Origin of the sequence: Chryseobacterium joostei (assembly GCF_003815775.1) — a bacterium.
Lineage (GTDB): Bacteria > Bacteroidota > Bacteroidia > Flavobacteriales > Weeksellaceae > Chryseobacterium > Chryseobacterium joostei.
This window is the reverse complement of record NZ_CP033926.1, coordinates 572108-593197: the sequence shown is the minus strand read 5'-3', so window position 1 is coordinate 593197 and position 21090 is coordinate 572108. Positions and strand designations below refer to the sequence as shown.

Annotated in this window: 21 protein-coding genes; 15 read left to right on the top strand and 6 right to left on the bottom strand. The window is 34.9% G+C overall.

Annotated features, from left to right (window positions below):
* The first annotated feature begins 160 nt into the window (after positions 1-160).
* The 8 genes from EG359_RS02795 to EG359_RS02765 all read left to right on the top strand — a co-directional run bounded on the left by EG359_RS02795 (position 161) and on the right by EG359_RS02765 (position 6213).
* Positions 161-2392: a zinc-dependent metalloprotease gene (locus EG359_RS02795; protein WP_076352012.1), complete on the top strand. Its 2232-nt coding sequence runs from the start codon at positions 161-163 to the stop codon at positions 2390-2392.
* A 445-nt stretch (positions 2393-2837) separates the two neighbouring features.
* Complete coding sequence (locus EG359_RS02790) at positions 2838-3548, top strand: glycohydrolase toxin TNT-related protein (RefSeq protein WP_076352013.1); 711 nt, start codon at positions 2838-2840, stop codon at positions 3546-3548.
* 14 nt (positions 3549-3562) lie between these two features.
* Entirely contained in the window at positions 3563-3982 is a 420-nt protein-coding gene (locus tag EG359_RS02785) for a hypothetical protein (RefSeq protein WP_076352014.1), read from the top strand.
* Positions 3983-4144: 162 nt separating this feature from the next.
* On the top strand, positions 4145-4612 hold the full coding sequence (locus EG359_RS02780; RefSeq protein WP_065394492.1) for a pyrophosphohydrolase domain-containing protein: 468 nt from the start codon (positions 4145-4147) through the stop codon (positions 4610-4612).
* Positions 4613-4615: 3 nt separating this feature from the next.
* Positions 4616-5179: a TlpA family protein disulfide reductase gene (locus EG359_RS02775; protein WP_076352015.1), complete on the top strand. Its 564-nt coding sequence runs from the start codon at positions 4616-4618 to the stop codon at positions 5177-5179.
* 3 nt (positions 5180-5182) lie between these two features.
* Positions 5183-5788, top strand: a complete 606-nt coding sequence (locus EG359_RS02770) for a DUF4230 domain-containing protein (RefSeq protein ID WP_076352016.1) — start codon at positions 5183-5185, stop codon at positions 5786-5788.
* A 17-nt stretch (positions 5789-5805) separates the two neighbouring features.
* Positions 5806-5952: a hypothetical protein gene (locus EG359_RS22360; RefSeq protein ID WP_164463038.1), complete on the top strand. Its 147-nt coding sequence runs from the start codon at positions 5806-5808 to the stop codon at positions 5950-5952.
* 75 nt (positions 5953-6027) lie between these two features.
* Positions 6028-6213, top strand: a complete 186-nt coding sequence (locus EG359_RS02765) for a hypothetical protein (RefSeq protein ID WP_076352017.1) — start codon at positions 6028-6030, stop codon at positions 6211-6213.
* A gap of 143 nt (positions 6214-6356) precedes the next feature.
* On the opposite strand, the gene leuB is transcribed toward EG359_RS02765, so the two are convergent.
* Genes leuB through EG359_RS02745 form a run of 4 tightly spaced genes read right to left on the bottom strand, consistent with a single transcriptional unit; the run spans position 6357 to position 10664 of the window.
* The gene (gene leuB / locus EG359_RS02760) at positions 6357-7481 is read right to left on the bottom strand and encodes a 3-isopropylmalate dehydrogenase (protein ID WP_076352018.1); all 1125 of its coding nucleotides are present in this window, start codon (positions 7479-7481) and stop codon (positions 6357-6359) included.
* On the bottom strand, positions 7462-8070 hold the full coding sequence (leuD, locus tag EG359_RS02755) for a 3-isopropylmalate dehydratase small subunit (RefSeq protein ID WP_076352019.1): 609 nt from the start codon (positions 8068-8070) through the stop codon (positions 7462-7464). Before leuD ends, leuB begins: the two co-directional genes overlap by 20 nt.
* Positions 8071-8082: 12 nt before the next feature.
* A complete protein-coding gene (leuC, locus tag EG359_RS02750; protein ID WP_076352020.1) occupies positions 8083-9471 on the bottom strand; it encodes a 3-isopropylmalate dehydratase large subunit in 1389 nt (462 codons plus the stop codon).
* Between the two features lie 29 nt (positions 9472-9500).
* Positions 9501-10664 (bottom strand): 2-isopropylmalate synthase, encoded by a 1164-nt coding sequence (locus EG359_RS02745; RefSeq protein ID WP_076352021.1) that lies wholly within the window; start codon positions 10662-10664, stop codon positions 9501-9503.
* 148 nt (positions 10665-10812) lie between these two features.
* On the opposite strand from EG359_RS02745, the gene EG359_RS02740 reads away from it, so the two are divergent.
* Entirely contained in the window at positions 10813-12357 is a 1545-nt protein-coding gene (locus tag EG359_RS02740) for a hypothetical protein (RefSeq protein ID WP_076352022.1), read from the top strand.
* Positions 12358-12555: 198 nt separating this feature from the next.
* On the opposite strand, the gene EG359_RS02735 is transcribed toward EG359_RS02740, so the two are convergent.
* Together EG359_RS02735 and EG359_RS02730 are read right to left on the bottom strand one after the other, a co-directional pair.
* Positions 12556-13530, bottom strand: coding sequence for a dipeptidase (locus tag EG359_RS02735; protein WP_076352023.1), 975 nt, complete (start codon positions 13528-13530; stop codon positions 12556-12558).
* Positions 13531-13552: 22 nt separating this feature from the next.
* The gene (locus tag EG359_RS02730; RefSeq protein ID WP_164463037.1) at positions 13553-14740 is read right to left on the bottom strand and encodes a DUF4932 domain-containing protein; all 1188 of its coding nucleotides are present in this window, start codon (positions 14738-14740) and stop codon (positions 13553-13555) included.
* A gap of 91 nt (positions 14741-14831) precedes the next feature.
* On the opposite strand from EG359_RS02730, the gene thrS reads away from it, so the two are divergent.
* The 6 genes from thrS to EG359_RS02700 all read left to right on the top strand — a co-directional run bounded on the left by thrS (position 14832) and on the right by EG359_RS02700 (position 20915).
* A complete protein-coding gene (gene thrS / locus EG359_RS02725) occupies positions 14832-16751 on the top strand; it encodes a threonine--tRNA ligase (RefSeq protein WP_076352025.1) in 1920 nt (639 codons plus the stop codon).
* Between the two features lie 168 nt (positions 16752-16919).
* Positions 16920-17420, top strand: coding sequence for a translation initiation factor IF-3 (gene infC, locus EG359_RS02720; protein WP_172625635.1), 501 nt, complete (start codon positions 16920-16922; stop codon positions 17418-17420).
* A 144-nt stretch (positions 17421-17564) separates the two neighbouring features.
* Positions 17565-18386 (top strand): alpha/beta fold hydrolase, encoded by an 822-nt coding sequence (locus EG359_RS02715; protein ID WP_076352027.1) that lies wholly within the window; start codon positions 17565-17567, stop codon positions 18384-18386.
* Between the two features lie 384 nt (positions 18387-18770).
* Positions 18771-18968 carry a 50S ribosomal protein L35 gene (gene rpmI, locus EG359_RS02710; RefSeq protein ID WP_002979658.1) on the top strand — a complete coding sequence of 66 codons (198 nt, stop codon included), beginning with the start codon at positions 18771-18773 and terminating at the stop codon, positions 18966-18968.
* Positions 18969-19089: 121 nt separating this feature from the next.
* Positions 19090-19434 carry a 50S ribosomal protein L20 gene (gene rplT, locus EG359_RS02705; protein ID WP_076352028.1) on the top strand — a complete coding sequence of 115 codons (345 nt, stop codon included), beginning with the start codon at positions 19090-19092 and terminating at the stop codon, positions 19432-19434.
* A 299-nt stretch (positions 19435-19733) separates the two neighbouring features.
* Positions 19734-20915, top strand: coding sequence for a M28 family peptidase (locus EG359_RS02700; RefSeq protein ID WP_076352029.1), 1182 nt, complete (start codon positions 19734-19736; stop codon positions 20913-20915).
* Positions 20916-21090 lie beyond the last annotated feature (175 nt).

Sequence of the window (21090 nt, the reverse complement as noted above, 5' to 3'; positions counted from 1 at the left end):
ATGTGAAGGCTGCCCTGTATAAGGGCAGTCTTTTTATTTATTTATACTCAGTAAGTTGAATATTTCCTCCAATCATTATTTAAAATCGTTCTAAAGAAAATTATTTTTTTTTATAATATTTTTACTAGATTTGGTAAATACAAAGAAAATTAGTGGCTATATGAAAAAACAACTATTAATGATGGGAATGCTTGTCCTGTCAGGTATTTCTTTTGCACAGACAGATCGTCTATGGAGTAAGGGATCTCAAAAAAACTCTTCATCAATTTTTGAAAACATGTCAAATATTGATGGACCTAGACTTTTCCACCTGGATATCAATAGTTTGAAAAGTTTATTAGCAAGAACACCTAAAAGGTTAACTGAAAAATCTGGTATCATTATTTCCTTTCCTAATTCAGTAGGAAAAATGGAAAACTTCAGGGTAACTGAAAACTCTAATTTTGATCCTGAATTGGCAGCAAAGTATCCGGATATTAAATCTTATATAGGCCAAGGAATAGAGGATCAATCTTCAACGGTTTATTTTAGCGTATCTCCTCTGGGGTTATCTTCCATGGAGATATATGGGGATAAATCTGCTGTTTTTATTGAACCTTATACCAAGGACCTTTCTACTTATGTAGTATATAAAAAGTCTGACAGAAAAGATGATTTAAATAAACTTGAATGTAAAGTACTGGAAACAGCTGAAAAAGGAGCCTCCAATACAGCTACGGCTAAAAATGCCAATGATGCTATATTGAGAACATTCAGACTGGCACTTTCATGTACAGGAGAATACACAACTTATTTCGGAGGAACAAAGGCACAGGCCCTAGCTGCGATGAATAATACCATGACAAGAGTAAATGCCATATTTGAAAATGATTTTGCAGCAAGAATGGTACTTATTCCTAACAATGATGCAATCATTTATACCAATGCTTCTACAGATCCATTTTCCGTTTCTTCACAAATGGATAAGTGGAATTTTGAGCTTATGAATGCGCTAAGTTCTACCATTGGCAATGAAAATTTCGATATAGGTCATTTATTTGGTAAAGATGGTGGTGGTGGTAATGCAGGATGCATAGGCTGTATCTGCACCAATGATATGTCTACTTATGTATACCAAGGGATAACTTATCCTAACGATTATAAAGGTAGCGGATATACATCTCCTTCCAACGGTATCCCATCTGGAGACACCTTTGACATTGATTATGTAGCTCATGAAATGGGGCATCAATTTGGAGGAAACCACACATGGTCTTATACCTCTCAATCAAGCTTACAGTCTGTAGAACCAGGTTCAGGATCTACCATTATGGGATATGCAGGAATTACGAGTTATGATGTTCAAAAAAATTCAGATCCGTTTTTTCATGCAATCAGTATTCAACAGATTACCAATAATATTAAAGCAAAAACCTGTTCTGTAAATACGCCTACAGCCAATAATATTCCTACAGCCAATGCAGGGTTAGATTATACGATTCCTAAAAGTACACCTTTTGTATTAACAGGTACCGGAACTGACGCAGACGGAGATTCCCTTACTTATATCTGGGAGCAGATGGATAAAGGAACCTCTTCCCAAACAGGAAGTAATTCTGCTGCTACTGCTACAAAAACTGCCGGCCCTACATTCAGATCATGGGTACCTACAGCTTCTCCGGTAAGATATTTCCCAAGAATGGCCTCTGTTCTGACAGGAGCAACCACTACAGCCGGAATGGAAATTAACGTAGAAGCCCTATCTTCTGTAGCAAGAGATCTTAATTTCAGATTTACAGTAAGAGATAATAAATTAGGAGGTGCAGGAAACAGCTCAGATGACACTAAAATTACCGTGAATGCCGCCGCTGGCCCCTTCACAATAACTTCACAGAACACAGCTTCTTCTTATTCGGGAGGCAGTTCACAGACCGTAACATGGAATGTTGCCGGAACTACCGCCAACAATATCAATGCCGCTAATGTGGATATTCTTTGGTCAACTGACAACGGAGATTCATGGACTACCCTATTAGCCGGAACTCCAAATGATGGCTCGGAAGCGATAACAATTCCTAATGCTACAACTAATACAGGAAGAATTATGGTAAAAGGAAGTAATCATATCTTCTTTGATGTAAATAATGCCAATATTGTCGTTGCAGCAAATGGATTGTCAACCTCAGAAACAACACTGGCAGGATCTACCGAAATCAAACTTTATCCTAATCCTGTGAAAGACATCCTTACCCTTTCAAATACAAAAAATGAAGAGTATAAAATCTATGACATGTCAGGAAAACTAGCAATGGAGGGTACCCTTCAGAGCGGAACTCTCAATGTAAGCAGATTGGTAAAAGGAACCTATGTGATTCAAGTTGGGAAATTTGCGAAAAGATTTATTAAAAAATAAATAACTTCTAAATCTAAATAAAAAAAGACTGCTCATTATGGGCAGTCTTTTTTATGTTAACTGTATTATTAATTTAGAATAAAAAAAAGTCATTTAAAAACAATTATTCATGTAGTTAATTTTTAAAATTAAGTTATTATAAAATAATATCACTATTATTTGAGTTTTTTAATTAAATTTACACTTTATATTATACTTGTCATTGTACCGTTTACCCAGCTTGTATTTAAGGGAAGACTCTTTGCCTATTTTCTTGGCCATTATGGTACTTTTTCTTTATTTATTTTTCGTGAATAAACGCATGTTGCATCAAAACATAACGAAAATATTTTTGCCCTATGAAAAACACAGTCAATGATTGAAAATTCTTTTTTCAATGTAAATATTTACTGCTTTTCCCCGATAATACCTGACTAAATTTTCTACATAATTTTAATTTTTATATATGAAACATTTATTTAAGTACATTTTTTTCTTTACCATTGCATCTTTTTCTATTGCCTGTAGCTCGGATAGAGAAGACGAAATTGAGAATACCCCCAACCCTGTTAAGATTGTATTTTATAAAAATGCTGATGAGCTTGCTGCAACCTATGATACAAACGGCACAGTCAATCAAACTATCAGAAATCAGGCCTACGACTTATACAAACTAGGAAAGTGGAAAGAACTGGAAGCCCTCTTTAAAGCTAATAACCTTAATGGCGGCTGGCCACCAGCAAACGGAGGTTTCAATATCGTTGATGAAGTTCCTATTCTGGCCGGACAAAAATATGACAGATACAGTGGAGCCATTAATTACAGCGGAAGCGGAAATCCTACCTTAGGAGGAAGCTTTACCAGCCCCATCATCAATGGATATGTATATACTTTCACAGAAAGAGCATTAAATCAGGAAGAAAATAAATATGATTTCTATTATGAAATTGATGTTTTAAATAATGCATTACCTTTCAAGTCTCAAACTGCCGATATTATCCCTTGGTTTAATCAGACAGGAAATGGCAAGCAAACCATGTGGAAAATTCCGATTGATATCACAACAGGATTTCAGAAAACATGGAATAAACTGGCAGAAGAAGGATATGTAAAGATCACCATCAAAAAAAGTCCAAGCGGAAAATACAATAACCTGGTAGGAACCGTTATTCAGTAATAAATTAAACTCAGATGTATTCAATATCAAAAAAAATAAACATTGGTAAAAAGACTACTATTGCAAAGAATAAATTCATAAATAATGAAACCATTCCCGCAGCAAAAACTACTTTCACCTGCTGTAGCTGCAACAAGGAAAATACCATTGAAATTTCTCCATATCAATCAGGATTTCCCATTTTTCAAATCTATGCTGATGATAAAGTATTGTCCAAAGCCGAACTATTGAAGTATGGCATGACTACGGAAACCTCACAAAGAATGCAGCATTTTGGAGAACTTACCGTAAATGATTTACCCACCTTATATTTCGGAACCAATTGTTCATCTTGCTCATCAACATATATTTGTGTATTTAGCTATGGTGAATGGCAGCCGGGATTAGAGGTCTTAAACATTTCCGGAATCTGGGAATATGAAGAAGCAGAATAATTGAATACCAATCATAAATTTTAATTCAAAAGCCACAATTTCAAAGTTGTGGCTTTTGTGTTTTTATAATATCTTATTCTTTCACTCTAATAGACATATTTTACGCTGTACATTTTACCATTAACAAATCGTTTTCTATCTTTGTCATAAATAAAAAATTTCATGGATAAAATTGATAGTTTGAACCAAGTAGCCGAATTCCATACTACTTTCAAAGCCCCTATTCTAGACACCCCACAAATCCCTTCCCCAGAAAGATGTAATCTTAGAGTAGAACTTCTACAGGAAGAATTAAATGAACTGAAACAAGCCATTGCAGATAACAATATCGTAGAAATTGCAGATGCATTATGTGATTTACAGTATGTTTTGAGTGGTGCAGTGCTGGAATTTGGACTTGGCAATAAATTTGTAGAGCTATTCAACGAAGTTCAGCGTTCTAATATGTCGAAAGCATGTGATAATGAAGAGCAGGCCAATGAAACTGTTGAATTTTATAAAGAAAAGGAAGTAGAATCTTTTTATGAAAAGTCTGGCGAAAAATTCAATGTATACAGAAAGGCAGATCATAAGGTATTGAAAAACAAATACTACTCTCCTGCTGATTTAAAATCAATTATTGAGAAATAAAATATGAAAAAATTTATTACAAATATTGTTGCCACATCAAGTTTATTTTTAGCTACTCAACAGCTCAGTGCTCAGAAAGTAGTGGTTAATCGTGAGGTTGAAACTCAGAAAGACGGAAAAATGCTTTTGGGAAATCAACTAAAAGAACAATTCTTAAAAGCTCCTTATGCAGACTGGTATGTAAAGGAGCATGATGAATATGCCCTAGATCAAAAAGCCATCAGCCAATTAAAAAAGGAAAAACTGGGTACCTATGACATCATTACTTTCATTGGAACATGGTGTGAGGATAGTCATAGAGATTTTCCAAGACTGATGAAGATATTGGAAGAAATAGGCTATCCTGAAAATAAGCTGACCATTATTGCTGTTAATCGCAAAAAAGAATCTCCGGCAGGAGACGAAACTCTTTATAATATACAAAAAGTTCCAACCATTATCCTTAAAAGATATGGAAAAGAAATAGGAAGAATTGTAGAAATGCCAACCAGTGGTTATATTGAAAGAGATCTAGCTGAAATTCTGAAAAAGAATGACTCTTCTGTAATTAAAGAAATTTTTAAATAGATTTTGAGAAATAATAAAACAATCATATCGTTTGTTGCAGGTGCAGGAGTTATGTTACTTCTGTTCTTTGGTCTTAAATCCTGCCTGAATCTTGGTGAAAAAACGGAGAAGTCAGATTATTATATCCTGACCAACCAGATCTCCAAGATGAATAAGATGGTGGTGATGGAACAAAATAATTCCACCATGCAGAAGACTAAAATGGGATATGAAGTATTTGGCAAGGAAGTGTCAAGCAATAGTATCATTACTTACACAAAGACCAATGCACAGGTTTCCTATGATCTTAATAAAATGAAGATTGAAGTAGATTCCATCAATAAAAAGCTGGTTATTACTGAACTTCCTGATGCAGATATAAGAATTACACCAAGCGTTGAAATTCAGTCTTTGGATGACTCTTTTTTTAATAGAATTTCTGAAAAAGACATTAAAAATGTGACCGCCAAAGCTAAGGAAACTGCCATTAAATCTATTGACCAAAATCAATTGAGAAACGAGGGCCGCAAACAGCTAATGGAAAATCTTAATAACATTTTCGTTTTAGCCAAAGCTCTTAATTATACAATAGAAGATAAAACCGGAAAAGTTGGTATATTAGGCCTCTAAGACTAAATATAAATACCATGAACCCAAAAGGAAACAGTAAATACAAATCTTTAGAAACTCAACAAAATCAGGATACTGACAATGATTCTCTAAAGAAACCAGCTTCTGATAAAGAAGAACTTCCAAAATCTTCCACTCAAAAATCAGGAACACGCGGAGGGTAAAACTGAAAGCTATTTCATTTTGGCAAAGACTTTGGACTATACTATCAATATTTTTGAAATTTAAAATTTGAAGTTATGGTCTCAAAAGAAAATAGCAAAAAGAAAGAATCTGCTAATACAGCAGAAACTAAAAATCAGAATCAGGATTTCCAGAATATTCCTGCTTCCTCGAAAAAGGTTAATCCACCTGATATTAACAAAGAAGATATCCAGAAATCTTCCAAGAATACGTCAGGAAAAACGGATAATACAAAAAAGTAAAATGAATCATTAAGATTTCAATAATTTTACTTTCTGAATGGTTATAAGATTGTTATAAACAATTGCGGAATAAAATCGAAAGGTTCTGTCTCATTATGAGGCAGAACCTTTCTACTAACTATCTAATTTAAGTGAACTATAAACTATACAATGGTAGATTTTCCAATTTTTACATTTTCAAAATTATAATAAGACTTCTCAGAATATCTGATATGATCTGCAATAAAACTACCTACTTCACTGGTAGAATAATACTGTTTCGTGTTAAGATCAATGGTAACATATTTATTTTCAATGGCATGTTCTACAGATTGTCTCAATTTATTGGCTGCAGCCTGTAATCCAAGATGATCCAGCATCATGGCCACGCTCAAAATAGAAGCAATAGGATTGGCAATACCCTTTCCCTTAGCTTGTGGATAAGATCCGTGAATAGGTTCAAATAATGCATTATTCTCACCAACGGATGCAGATGGTAGTAATCCGATAGAACCTCCGATTACACTAGCTTCATCAGAAATAATATCCCCAAACATATTCTCTGTTAAAATAACATCAAACTGCTTTGGATTAAGAATCAGCTGCATGGCGGCATTATCTACAAACATATAATCAAGCTGTACATCCGGATATTCTGAAGCAATTTCCTGACAGATTTTTCTCCATAATCTTGATGTATCAAGAACATTAGCTTTATCAATAAGGGTAAGCTTTTTATTTCTTTTCTGGGCTTCCTGAAATGCCATATGAGCAATAGGAATAATATCTTCACGGCTGTATTTGCAAACATCATAGGCATATCCGCCATCAGGATCAGTAAACTTTTCACCAAAATAAATTCCACTTACCAACTCCCTGAAAATCTGAATATCGGCTCCCTCAATAATTTCTCTCTTAAGCGGACTTTTTTCAATCAGTGATGCATAAGTTTTTAATGGACGGATATTGGCAAATAGTCCCAATTCCTTACGAAGTTTCAATAATCCCTGTTCAGGTCTTACTTTAGCATCAGGATTATTATCAAATACCGGATCTCCTATTGCTCCGAAAAGCACAGCATCAGATTCCTTACAAATCTTCAATGTCTCTTCAGGCAAAGGATTACCTGTCTTAAAGATAGCTTCTGCACCAATCAACCCATAGTCGAAGTGAAACTTATATTGAAAAGCTTCCGCAATGACATCCAGAATTTTGATACTTTCACTGATGATTTCCGGCCCAATTCCATCTCCTGAAAGAACCGCGATTTTAAAATAATTGTTGCTCATTTGTTTTCTGTGTTTTTAGTTCAAACTCTGTGATCGCCTGTTTTTTGCTGATTAAAAAATCAATATCGTCATAGCCGTTCAGAAGGCATATTTTTTTGTATGAATCAAGTTCAAAGGTTTCAGTGGTGTCTTTAAAGCTAACTGACTGTAATTCTACATCAATGGCAATTTCATTGTCGGGATTTTCATTGATTCCTTCCAAAATTTCTTTTAAAAACTCTTCGGAAACCTTTACGGGAAGAAGTCCATTATTCAATGCATTCCCTTTAAAGATATCTGCGAAATAACTGGAAATAATGACTCTAAAGCCATAGTCCGTTAATGACCATGCAGCGTGTTCGCGACTGCTTCCACAACCAAAATTGTTTCCTGCCACCAGAATTTGCCCACTGAACTTAGGGTTATTTAACACAAAGTCAGCATTCGGTTCTCCTGTATGAATATTAAATCTCCAATCTCTGAACAAATTTTCTCCGAAACCCTTTCTGTCTATACTTTTCAGGAATCTTGCCGGAATAATCTGGTCTGTATCTATATTTTCTGCCGGCAATGGAACTGCACGGGATTTTATAATAACTAATTTTTGCATGTACTTCTCTATCTAGTTTAAGTTTTCAAAGGCTGAAATTCTACCTTCTATTGCTGCCTTTGCTGCTGTAAGCGGACTTGCCAAAATGGTTCTTGCTCCCTGCCCCTGTCTTCCTTCAAAGTTTCTGTTAGAAGTAGACACACAATATTCTCCTTCAGGAATTTTATCATCATTCATAGCCAGACAAGCAGAACAACCAGGCTGACGGATTTGGAATCCGGCTTCATTAAAGATTTTGTCTAATCCTTCTTCATAAATTTGCTTTACAACCTGCTGAGAGCCGGGAACAATCAATGCTTTTACAGCTTCTGACTTACTTTTTCCTTTAATATATTGAGCAGCAGAACGGAAGTCTTCTATTCTTGCATTGGTACAGCTTCCTATGAATACATAATTTACTTTGATACTGGAAAGAGCCTGCCCTGCCTGCAACCCCATATACTGTAAGGCTTTTGCTTCAGATTCGCTTTGTGGTGAAGGAATAACCTCATGTATTGAAATTCCCATTCCAGGATTTGTTCCATAGGTAATCATTGGGTAAATTTCTGAAGCATCGAAAGACAGTTCCTTATCAAAAATAGCTCCCTTGTCAGTCTTCAATGTGTTCCAATAGGCTACTTTTTCATCCCAATCTTCTCCTTTTGGAGCAAACTTTCGTCCTTGCACATATTCAAAAGTAGTTTCATCAGGGGCAATCATTCCCCCTCTGGCTCCCATTTCAATACTCATGTTACAGACAGTCATCCTTCCTTCCATAGACATCTCCTCGAATACACTTCCTGCGTATTCACAGAAGTATCCCGTTCCGCCATCTGTTCCTATTTTTGAAATGATATAAAGAATAACGTCCTTAGGCTGAACATTTTCATTGAGCTTACCATTCACTGTAATTCTCATAGATTTTGGCTTGTTGAGCAATAGACATTGGCTGGCAAAAACCTGAGCAACCTGGCTGGTTCCAATTCCAAATGCAATGGCTCCAAATGCTCCATGTGTAGAAGTATGGCTATCGCCGCAAACTATACTCATACCCGGTTGTGTAATACCAAGTTCAGGCGCAATAATGTGCACAATTCCTTGATATTGGTGACCTAGCCCAAATAATTCAATATTATTTTTCTCACAATTTTCTGTGAGTTGCTGAACCTGGTTTCTTGATAATTCATCCCGAATGGGCTGCTCCTGATGAAGTGTTGGCACATTATGATCAGCTGTTGCTACAATCTGCTCCGGTCGGAATATTTTCAAGTCTCTGGATTCAAGTTCTGCAAAGGCTTGTGGGCTTGTTACTTCATGAATCAGGTGTTTATCTATATAAATAATTTGTGGTCCGTCAGGCACCGTGTCCACTACATGAGCATCCCAAACCTTATCAAAAAGTGTCTTTTTATCGTCGTTCATTTTTTACTTTATCTTGAATTAAATCAAACCTATACTATTTTTCTACTGCAGACTTCCATGATCAGGGCAAGATCATCATTGTCTATTTCTTTCTTAAGGTCTGCTATCTTTAAGAATTCCTGATACAGATAATCAAGCTCATTCTTTGTTACATCATAGCCAATGTGTTTAAAACGATATGCCAATGCTGAACGTCCACTTCTTGCCGTAAGGATAATGGTAGAGGCATTTACACCCACTTCCGCAGGATCAATAATTTCATAAGTTTCTCTGTTTTTAATTACCCCATCCTGATGAATCCCGGAACTGTGGGCAAATGCATTAGCTCCCACAATTGCTTTATTGGGTTGTACAGACATCCCCATAAGATCAGAAACCATTGTACTGACCTCATTCAACATTCTTGAATTGACAGCAGTATGCAGATTTAAATCTTTATGCTGCTTCAGAATCATCACCACTTCCTCTAAGGCTGTATTTCCGGCTCTTTCTCCCAATCCGTTGATGGTACATTCTATTTGACGAGCTCCGTTGATGGCTCCGGCAATGGAATTTGCTGTTGCCAAGCCCAAATCATTGTGACAATGGCATGATAAAACCGCTTTTTCAATTCCCTTTACATTTTCTCTCAGATATTTAATTTTCTGCCCATATTCCTCCGGAAGACAGTATCCTGTAGTATCCGGAATATTTAGAACCGTAGCTCCTGCTTTTATTACGGCTTCACATACCTGAGCCAGATAAGCATTATCTGTTCTACCGGCATCTTCAGCGTAAAACTCTACATCTTCTACATATCCCTTGGCATATCGTACTGCTTCAGCAGCACGTTCAATAATATTTTCTCTTGTTGAATTGAATTTATACTTGATGTGAGAATCAGAAGTTCCGATTCCTGTATGTATTCTTGGTTTTTTTGCAAACCTTAAAGCTTCCGCGGCCGTATCAATATCTTTTTTATTCGCTCTTGTAAGTCCGCATACCTTTGCATTTCTTACCAGTTTTGAAATTTCAGAAACAGATTCAAAGTCTCCAGGGCTGGAAATTGGAAATCCTGCTTCAATGATATCAACCCCTAGTTCATCTAGCCTTTCAGCAATAGTCAGTTTCTGTTCCGTATTCAGTTTACATCCCGGAACCTGTTCCCCATCTCGCAGTGTGGTATCAAAAATTTCAATTTTTTCAGAATTCATAAATGAAGTTTTTTACTTAATTTTGGTTCAAAACTACAGCTTGCAATATTTTTAAATTTTCAATTTCCCTGAAAATTACAATATTCAAGAGTTGAAAGAATAGATTTATCTGTTTGATAATTAATTATTTAAATTCCCAAAATTTACAATGGCAGAATTGCAGAAAGATTTTTTGTTTGTATTGGTAAAGTCATTGACCACCTCCGAGAAACGACAGTTTAAGTTATATGTTAACCGTCTCGGTATTAATGTAGATGCCAAATTTTTGCTCCTTTTTTCTGAAATGGATAAGATGAAAGAATATGATGAAACCATTATCATTGACAAAAAAATATCTACAAAACAGCAGCTTTCCAATTTAAAAGCACACCTTTACAAACAAATTCTGGTAAGCCTCCGGATGAATCCAAGTCATCAGAATTATAGAATCCAGCTTCGGGAACAGCTTGATTTCGCGAACATTCTGTACCAAAAAGGACTTTATAAGCAAGCCTTAAAAATTCTTGATAAAACCAAACAAACGGCAATGGAGCTTGACGAAAAGAGTATTGCCTCTGAAATTATTGACCTTGAAAAAGTGATTGAATCTCAATTCATTACAAGAAGTATTGAGGGAAGAGCTGAAGAGCTAATCAGACAATCTCAGGAACTCAGCAAGCAGAATCGTTATACCACAAAACTCTCCAACCTTTCTCTGAAATTATACAGTGAAATGCTAACTCATGGCTATGTAAAAAACGATGTAGACCGAGAAGAGATTCTGGAAGTTTTTAATGCTCAGATTAAAAATATCAGATTTGACAGATTGAATTTCACTGAAAAACTTTGGTATTTCAAGGCTCATGTCTGGAAAAACCAGCTTCTGCAGGATTATAAATATACCCTGAAATACGCCTATCAATGGGTGGATTTATTTCATAAAACTCCTGAAATGATCCATAGCCATCCTGTTTGGTACATCAAAGGAAATACCTACCTTTTAAAAATCCTTTTCCTGTATGGAAACATTGATATTCTTGAGGAGAATTTTGAAAATTTCAACAAAATGGTTAATGCCGAAAATTTTGCCCAAAATGAAAACCTTCAATCTCTTATTTTTTTGACACACTACAATACATTAATGAATATTCATTTTGTAAAGGGTGAGTTTTTCACAGGAACAAAGCTTATTCCCGAGATTGAACTGAAAATGGAAAAACTTCGGGAAAGGATTGATGAGCATCATTTTATGATCCTTTATCTTAAAATGGCCGCTATGTTTTTTGGGAGTAAAATGTATAAGAAAGCCATCGACTACTCTATGCGTGTCATTGAATCGAAAGGCAATGTACAGGAAGACTTGCTGTTTCATACCCGAATTCTGATTTTAATGTCAAAATATGAATCCGGAAATGATGAAGACTATGATGAGTTTATCACTTCCACGCTTAAGTTTGCTAAAAAAATGAAAAAGCCTGAGGAGTTTCATTTTGAAAGTATTCAGTTTTTTAAAAATCTGAATAATCAACTGCCGGATCAAAGGCAGAATGCATTTGAAATGTTTGATAAAAAGCTTGAAGAATTCTCTAATAATGAATACTACAGACGTTCATTATTTTATATTGATATTCATGGATGGATCAAATCTAAGGCTCAGAATGTGGACGTAATTGAGATTATCAAACAGAAAGTAAGGTATAAAAGAAAACATTAAATATAATGTAATAAATATTTATTCTAAAATAAGTTACGGTATTTTATTTAATGTAAAATTGAACATTAAAAACAAAGAATTTATTTTAATATTAATCTCTCGCAGATTGAGCTGATTTCACAGATACACATAAAAAATCTGCCTGATTTGCTAAATCTGCGAGAGAATAAATGATCTTAAATATTCTAAACGCAAGTTTTACTTATAGATATTCTCTATAAAATTCAACGCATTTCCATGACTGATTTTTTCTGCCAATTCAGAGGAAAACCTCTTTTCAATCTCGTTGTTAATTGCAGGATATACGGAAGCATTGGAATGTTCGGGAAAGAAGAAAGGGTGACGTGATTTGTCAGGATGGTCTTTCCAGTAGAAATAATCTGCCCCGTAGGCAATACAATCTTTCCCACCCAAATCTAGTCCATATTGGATATGCTCATAAAGTCGTTCAGGATGTTCAACATCAATATAATCCTTGATAAAGTTGAGACCAATCAATCCTTTTCTTTTAATCACTTCTTTAGCTAATTCATCAGGTAAATTCCTGTTGTTTTTATAGATTGTTCTGTAATTGGAATGGCTTGCCAGAATGGGTATTGAGTAATTTCGTTGATCAATATAAGTGAAAATATCATAGGCTAACTGATCACTGGTATGAGCCAGATCAATGGCAATTTTTTTATCCGCAATATAATCGATTAATACCTTTCCATCCTCCTTTAAACCTGCTTCAGCATTATTTCCGCCTCCAAAACGGTTTTCCAAATGATGGGTAATTCCTATATAAAGAACTTTCTGGGTGTTCTCAATAATGGTCTCCAGCTTTTTGAAGCCTGATTCAAGACCTTCAGTTTCATCACAAAAAGAAGAAGCATTTTCAATGGAAGCAATAACTCCTACCCGATTTTTATTTTCTGGATTTTTATAATTCTCATGATCAAAGAGAAAAAAGTTTTCATTTTTGATCAAATTTGAATATAATTTGCTTTGCTCTAACCCATAAACAGTACTATCTGTGCCTGTTCCAGAATAGATAGCCATCACCTGAAGTTTTACGTTTCCCTCTTTTAAATAAGGTAATGAACAGCCTATTTCTTTATCATCAATGGTTGAATTTGTTCTTAGTAAATGGTATAGTAGATCACAGTGTAGATCAATGTTTATTGTATTCATAGTTAGGTGCAATTTATGGTTTTTATTCCTTGTCCATTGTCAATGCATTATTGATAAATTCAATGCTGCTATTTTCAAAAACCTCTAGCAATTGAGGAACAAAGTCTCCAAATGTTTTATATTTTTTTCTATTGGAATTATATTCTTTCAATTTTTCATCTAATTGGGGAAGAAAAATAAAATTATTTTTTAAATGATAAGCTTCCAGCCTCTTAGCCCTTTCAAAATCTTTTTGAATTATTGCAGTCTGAATTTCACCCAATCTCACAAGATGCTCAGCAACACACGTTTGATAATCGCCATAGCCGCCTGTTTTGATCATTGTTTCCTTTAATTTTGAAGCTTCAAACAAGTTCTCGAATTTTTCGAGCTTATCCTTGTGTTTGTATACTTCCTTATTAACGAACGAGTGTCCAAATTCATGAATGCTTAGAAATCTTGCCTGAAACTGGTTATCATACCCAAACTCTCCCTCTTTCTGAACCTTCATAAACGGGCTTGCAATTTCATAGATATCCTTAGCTCCCGATTTTAAAACGATGTCTGTACCAATTCCTCTTCCCTCATTATCTTCAATGGGCCACATCATCATGGGTGAAATAAGAATGGTATAGGTATTAAAGCTTTCACCATAAAACAGCTCCATGGCATTGATAAATCCTGCAGGAATCTGTTTGCTGTATTCTTTTATTCCGCCATTGTAAAAGCTTTTATTTTCGGTAAAAAACTGTTCAATATTCTCCTGAATGTAAAATTTTGAAAGTTCTGAGAGATAATTTTTGATTAATTGTGTAATTTCTTCGTTCTGTTCTTTCGTCAGATTGTTGCTGCTATATTGATAATTGTTGATCCATTCCGTGGAGGGAAATTCCTTATGATATAACAATGGTTTCATCAGAATATCATTTCCTGAACCATATTTTTCCAGCAAAATATCATTAATTTTAGCCGTAGATACAGCAATATCTGAGTTTTTCAATCCTTTATATTTCGATAACGCTTGCTTTACAATTGGCTGGTATTCAGAACACTCTTTTATTTTATAAAATTCAAAATCTTTATTGTTTTTGCGGTGTTCTGCCGAAAGGATTTCTGCGAGGAAGTAGGTTTCAATGTTTTTGTTGTAATTAACAGAAAATCTGGATGTATTTTGTTGTGAAAAACCAAATACGGAACTCAGCGAGACAAAAACAACCAGTATCTTTTCCATTTTTATATTAATTATCATTCTAAATATATGCTAATATAGTATTTTATCTAAAAAATGCGTATTTTTGCCTCTTAAAATTTCTTAGTAAACAATGATAAAAATTACACTTCCAGACAGTAGTGTCAAAGAATTCGAAGGAGCAGTTACTCCTCTAGATGTGGCAAAATCGATAAGCGAGGGATTGGCTAGAAATACCATTTCCGCAATTGTTAACGGTACACAAGTAGAGACGACCACCCCTATAACCACGGATTCTACGGTACAACTTTTAACCTGGAATGATGATCTTGGAAAGAAAGCTTTCTGGCATTCTTCTGCCCACCTTTTGGCGCAGGCTATCCTTGAGTTTTATCCTAATGCTAAGTTGACGATTGGTCCAGCCATTGAAAGCGGATTCTACTATGATGTAGACTTCGGGGATGAAAGCTTATCTGAAAAAGATTTCGAGAAGATTGAAAAGAAGATCCTTGAAAACGCAAAGAAAGGTTCTACTTTTTCTTTGTATCCGGTTTCTAAAGAAGATGCTTTAAAAACATATGCAGACAATCCTTACAAGGTAGAATTGATCACTAATCTTAATGATGGAGAAATCACTTTTGTAACGCATGATAACTTTACAGACCTATGCCGTGGAGGACATATTCCTAATACAGGAATTGTAAAAGCGGTTAAGATCTTAAATGCAGCAGGAGCTTATTGGAGAGGAAACGAAAAGAATCCTCAGCTGACAAGAGTATATGGTATTTCTTTCCCTAAACAGAAAGATCTTACTGAATATCTTGAAAGACTGGAAGAAGCAAAAAGAAGAGATCACAGAAAACTAGGTAAAGAGCTTGGAATATTCGCATTCTCTGAAAAAGTAGGTGCTGGTTTACCACTTTGGTTACCAAAAGGTACTGCTTTAAGAAGAAAATTAGAAAATTTCCTTTCAGATGCTCAGAAAAAAGGAGGTTATGAATTCGTAATGTCACCACATATCGGGGCAAAAGAATTGTATGTAACTTCCGGACACTGGGATAAATATGGAGCAGACAGCTTCCAGCCAATCAAAACTCCAAATGAGGGAGAAGAATTTTTGTTGAAGCCAATGAACTGTCCGCACCACTGTGAGATCTACAAGACTTCACAATGGAGCTACAGAGATTTACCAAAAAGATATGCAGAATTTGGTACTGTTTACAGATATGAGCAAAGTGGAGAGCTTCACGGATTAACAAGAGTTCGTGGATTTACTCAGGATGACGCTCACCTTTTCTGTACTCCAGATCAGCTTTCTGAAGAGTTTGAAAAAGTGATCGACTTAACGCTGTATGTTTTCAAATCTTTAGGTTTTGAAGATTTTGTTACTCAGGTATCATTAAGAGATCCTGAAAACAGAGAAAAGTATATCGGATCTGATGAAAACTGGGAAAAAGCCGAGAATGCAATTATCAATGCAGCTCAGAAAAAAGGTTTAAAAACAGTTGTTGAATACGGAGAAGCAGCATTCTATGGTCCTAAGCTTGACTTTATGGTAAAAGATGCATTAGGAAGAAAATGGCAGCTAGGAACGATTCAGGTGGATTATAACCTGCCGGAAAGATTTGATCTTCACTATATCGGTAATGATAACGAAAAGCACAGACCGGTAATGATCCACAGAGCGCCATTTGGTTCTATGGAGCGCTTCATCGCTATCTTGCTTGAAAATACTGCAGGAGATTTTCCATTGTGGTTAAGCCCTGATCAGTTTATTATTCTACCGATCAGTGAAAAATATGTAGATTATTCAAAAAAAGTTTCACAATTTTTGGAAAATCACGATATTAGCGGTCAGATTGATGACAGAAACGAGAAGACAGGTAAGAAGATCCGTGATGCTGAATTAAATAAAATTCCTTTCATGCTTGTAGTAGGAGAAAATGAAGAAAATGAAGGCACGATTTCTGTAAGAAGACGTGGTGAAGGAGATCTTGGAGTGATGAAACTGGAAGATTTCGTAACGCACTTCAAAAAGGAAGCCGCGATTTAATTATTAAAGATTAAAAAACAAAAATTCCCTAGGGTAAAGGAGTCTTTTAATCATTTGATTTTTAAATGTTTTAATAAATAGAAAATTAACCAATAAAATTATAATACAATAGCACAAAGATTTAACAACAGGGGCCCACAAAGACGTCCTGTACAGGAGGACTTACACTTGATCAACGATAAAATTCGTGTGAGAGAGCTTCGTTTGGTGGGCGATAACGTAGAGCCAGGAATTTACCCAATTGACAAAGCAAGACAAATTGCTGCGGAACAAGAATTGGACTTAGTAGTAATTTCTGATAAAGCAGAACCTTTTATTGCTAGAATATTAGAATATAAAAAATTCTTATATGAGCAAAAGAAAAAACAAAAGGAACTTAAGGCTAAGCAAGTAAAAGTGGTAGTAAAGGAGATCCGTTTCGGACCTCAGACTGACGACCATGATTATGAATTTAAGAAAAAGCATGCTGAAAAATTCCTTGAAGAAGGTTCTAAATTAAAGACCTACGTATTTTTTAAAGGACGTTCGATTATCTTTAAGGATCAGGGGGAAATCTTGCTTTTAAAACTAGCTCAGGAACTAGAGCATGTTGGGAAAGTAGATCAGCTTCCTAAGCTTGAAGGAAAAAGGATGATTATGATGATGAGTCCTAAAAAACCAGCAAAATAATTAAGTCATTATTTTAAATATAAAACCTCAAATTACTTTGAGGTTTTTTATTTATATTACCCTACATCAATTCGTATCAAAAAGTTTCGTCATACATTTGTTATAATAATCAAATCAGTTTATTAATAATAAAAAAAAAGACCTATGAGTACACTTACATTAAAGGACGGAACAGAAATCTATTACAAAGATTGGGGGAAAGGACAAACCCTATTTTTTCACCACGGATGGCCATTATCAAGTGATGATTGGGATGCCCAGCTATTTTTCTTTCTGGAACAAGGTTACAGGGTTATCGCCCACGACAGAAGAGGACATGGAAGATCAGAACAGACCCCTTACGGCCATAATATGGACACCTATGCTTCTGATGTTGCAGAAATTGTAGAAGCCTTAGATTTAAAGGATGTGATCCATGTCGGGCACTCTACAGGTGGTGGCGAAGTGATAAGATATGTAGCAAAACATGGTAACGGAAGAGTTGCAAAGGCTGTTTTGGTAAGTGCAGTCACCCCTATCATGGTTCAGAATGAAAATAATCCAAATGGAGTCCCAATTTCAGTTTTTGATGATATCCGAAATAATACTGCAAAGCACAGGTCACAATTCTTTATTGATATCACATTTCCTTTTTATGGGTACAATAGAGAGGGAGCCAATGTTTCTGAAGGGGTTCAAAGAAACTGGTGGAGACAAGGCATGAACGGTTCCATTAAGGCTCATTATGATTGCGTAAAAGCTTTTTCTGAAACAGATTTCACAGAAGACCTTAAAAGTGTGGATGTACCCGTATTGGTGATGCATGGTGAAGATGATCAAATTGTTCCTTTTGAAACAACAGGTAAAGTGGCTGCTACTCTACTTAAAAACGGTAAACTAATTTCTTATCCCGGTTTTCCACATGGAATGCCCACTACAGAAGCTGAAACAATCAATAAAGATCTTTTGGCATTCTTCAAATCATAATCTTTACATTATATACTATTTCAAAGCCACATTGTGTAAGATGTGGCTTTTCTACTTAAAGACTCAGCCCTCAATCCAGAGAAAGTAAAAAATCATCTAATAGACTTATTATGAATAGATTATAATATTATACTAAAAATTATTCGGAAAGTAATAATGAATGGAAAGCACTAATAAAACCGGTAAGATTTAATGAATATTCTTAAAATAATCAAAAACAATAGCTGCTTGTTTACAGAGACAGTTTTTATACAGACATGATAAAATCGAAGATTATGGAAGTTTGAATTGATTTTTTTTGTATCTTTGCACACTATTATTCCTAATGTCCTTAGGGGTAACCAAAACAGATATTGATAACAAAAACAATAAAAAAGCAAAACAATGCCAAAATTAAAAACGAAATCAGGTGCTAAAAAGCGTTTTGCTCTTACTGGTTCTGGTAAGATCAAAAGAAAAAATGCTTACAAAAGCCACATCTTAACTAAGAAAGAAACTAAGCAGAAGAGAAATCTTACTACTACTTCTTACGTAGCTAAAGTGGACGAAAAAAGCGTTCAACGTCAATTAGCAATTAAGTAGTTTTTATAAATCTATATTCGGTTTATAAGAATTCAAAACAAATTCAACAATTTAACCCTGAAACGGTGCTAATAAAGAGTAACAACAGTTACCGCCCTTTTCAAAAAAAACAATTTAAATTATGCCAAGATCAGTAAATGCCGTAGCTTCAAGAGCTCGCAGAAAGAAAATTTTTAAGCAAGCTAAAGGTTTTTTCGGTAGAAGAAAGAACGTTTGGACTGTAGCTAAAAACGCGGTAGAAAAAGCAATGCAATATGCTTACCGTGGTAGAAAAGAGAAGAAGAGAAATTTCAGATCACTTTGGATCACTCGTATCAACGCGGGAACTAGAGAGCACGGAATGTCTTACTCTCAATTTATGGGAGCTCTTAAAAAGAACAACATCGAACTTAACAGAAAAGTTTTAGCAGATTTAGCAATGAATCACCCTGAAGCTTTCAAAGCTGTTGTAGATCAAGTAAAATAATGTAGAATAGTATTTGTTATCAATATAAGTCCCGGGTTTTGCCCGGGATTTTTTATTTCCTAAACCTTCGATATCATCTGGGAATTGTTTTAAAGTAAAAACATCATTCAGAAAGCCAATAATATGTAAAAAATTAATAAATCTCCGTTAATTAATAAATTTTAAAATAACATATTAATAAACAACATAACAACTTATATATTTATTGATAAAACAATTAAAACCTCATTTTCTATTTAAAGTATTTACTTTATTTGTCTATTAATTATTATATTAGCAATTCTGAAATATAATCAATAATGACAAAAATCGCTGCTTTCTTATTAACCTCTATGATAGCACAAAGCATTAATGCACAGACTTTTATTCAAGCTTATAAAGACAGAGCTGATGCTGTTTCTCAAACGGATATCATCACCAATCTGCAGCAATTTGCCGGTTTTGGAGTAAAAACAACCGGTTCTCAGGAAAATGCCAATGCTTTGAATTGGCTAAAAAACAAATATCTTTCTTATGGATACACTGCTGATCAAATTGCAGAGGATCCATTTAGCTTTTCAGGGGTTAGCTCCAAGAACCTTGTTATTACTAAAACAGGTACGGTTTATCCCAACAAGTATGTGATTATCTGTGGGCATTTTGACACCATAAATGGCCCAGGGGTCAATGATAATGGTAGTGGAACGACTATCATGTTAGAAGCAGCAAGAATTCTTAGAACGGTTCCTACAGAATATTCCATCAAGTTTATCCATTTTTCAGGAGAAGAACAAAGTTTAAAAGGCAGCTATCACTATGCCAACACCGTTGCCTATCAGGGAAATTCCCGTGTTATGGATATTAAATTGGTCTTCAACCTAGATCAGGTAGGCGGAAAAATGAGCAATAGCGCCAATAATACAATTGTTTATTGTGATGAAGATCAGGGAGGCCTCCAAAGTAACAATGCTGCATCTGTTGCTGTCACTCAGCAATTAAGAAATTGTACAGCCCTATATTCACCTCTTCAGACAGAAGTTGATCCTGCAGCGGACACAGATTATATCCCTTTTGAACAGAAAGGTGAAGTTATCACAGGTTTTTTTGAAAGAATAAGAAGTAACCTTCCCCATACTGCTAATGATACTTTTGCCAATACGGATCCGGTATACATTTACAACATTGGCAAAGCTTCCGTGGGAGCCTTGCAGCATTTTGCAGTTGCGACAGGTACATTAGGTACCCATGAAGTAATTTCAAAAAATTCATTAGAAAGCGTAAACATCTACCCTAACCCTGTAAAGAATGTCATAAATATTGAATTTCCTAACTCTAAAGTGAAAAACTTTAGTTTTGAGATTACAGATTTTCAGGGACGTTCTTTATTTAAGGCCTCAAATGAAACAAAAATTGACGTTTCGAGTCTTGAAAATGGTGCTTATGTAGGGATTCTAAAGGCTGGAGATCAGACTGTGGTAAGAAAAGTTCTTGTAGCTAAATAAGTTTATTCTTAATATTTTTTTAATAATATAAGTCTTTGAAGAAATTCAGAGACTTTTTTGTTCTTATAGAGAATAATTAAAAATCAATACTTTATCTATTTATCAATCAACTCTTTTCCTGTTTTATTGTTAAAAATTTATGTTATCCATAAAATATTAAACACTTTATTGTGAT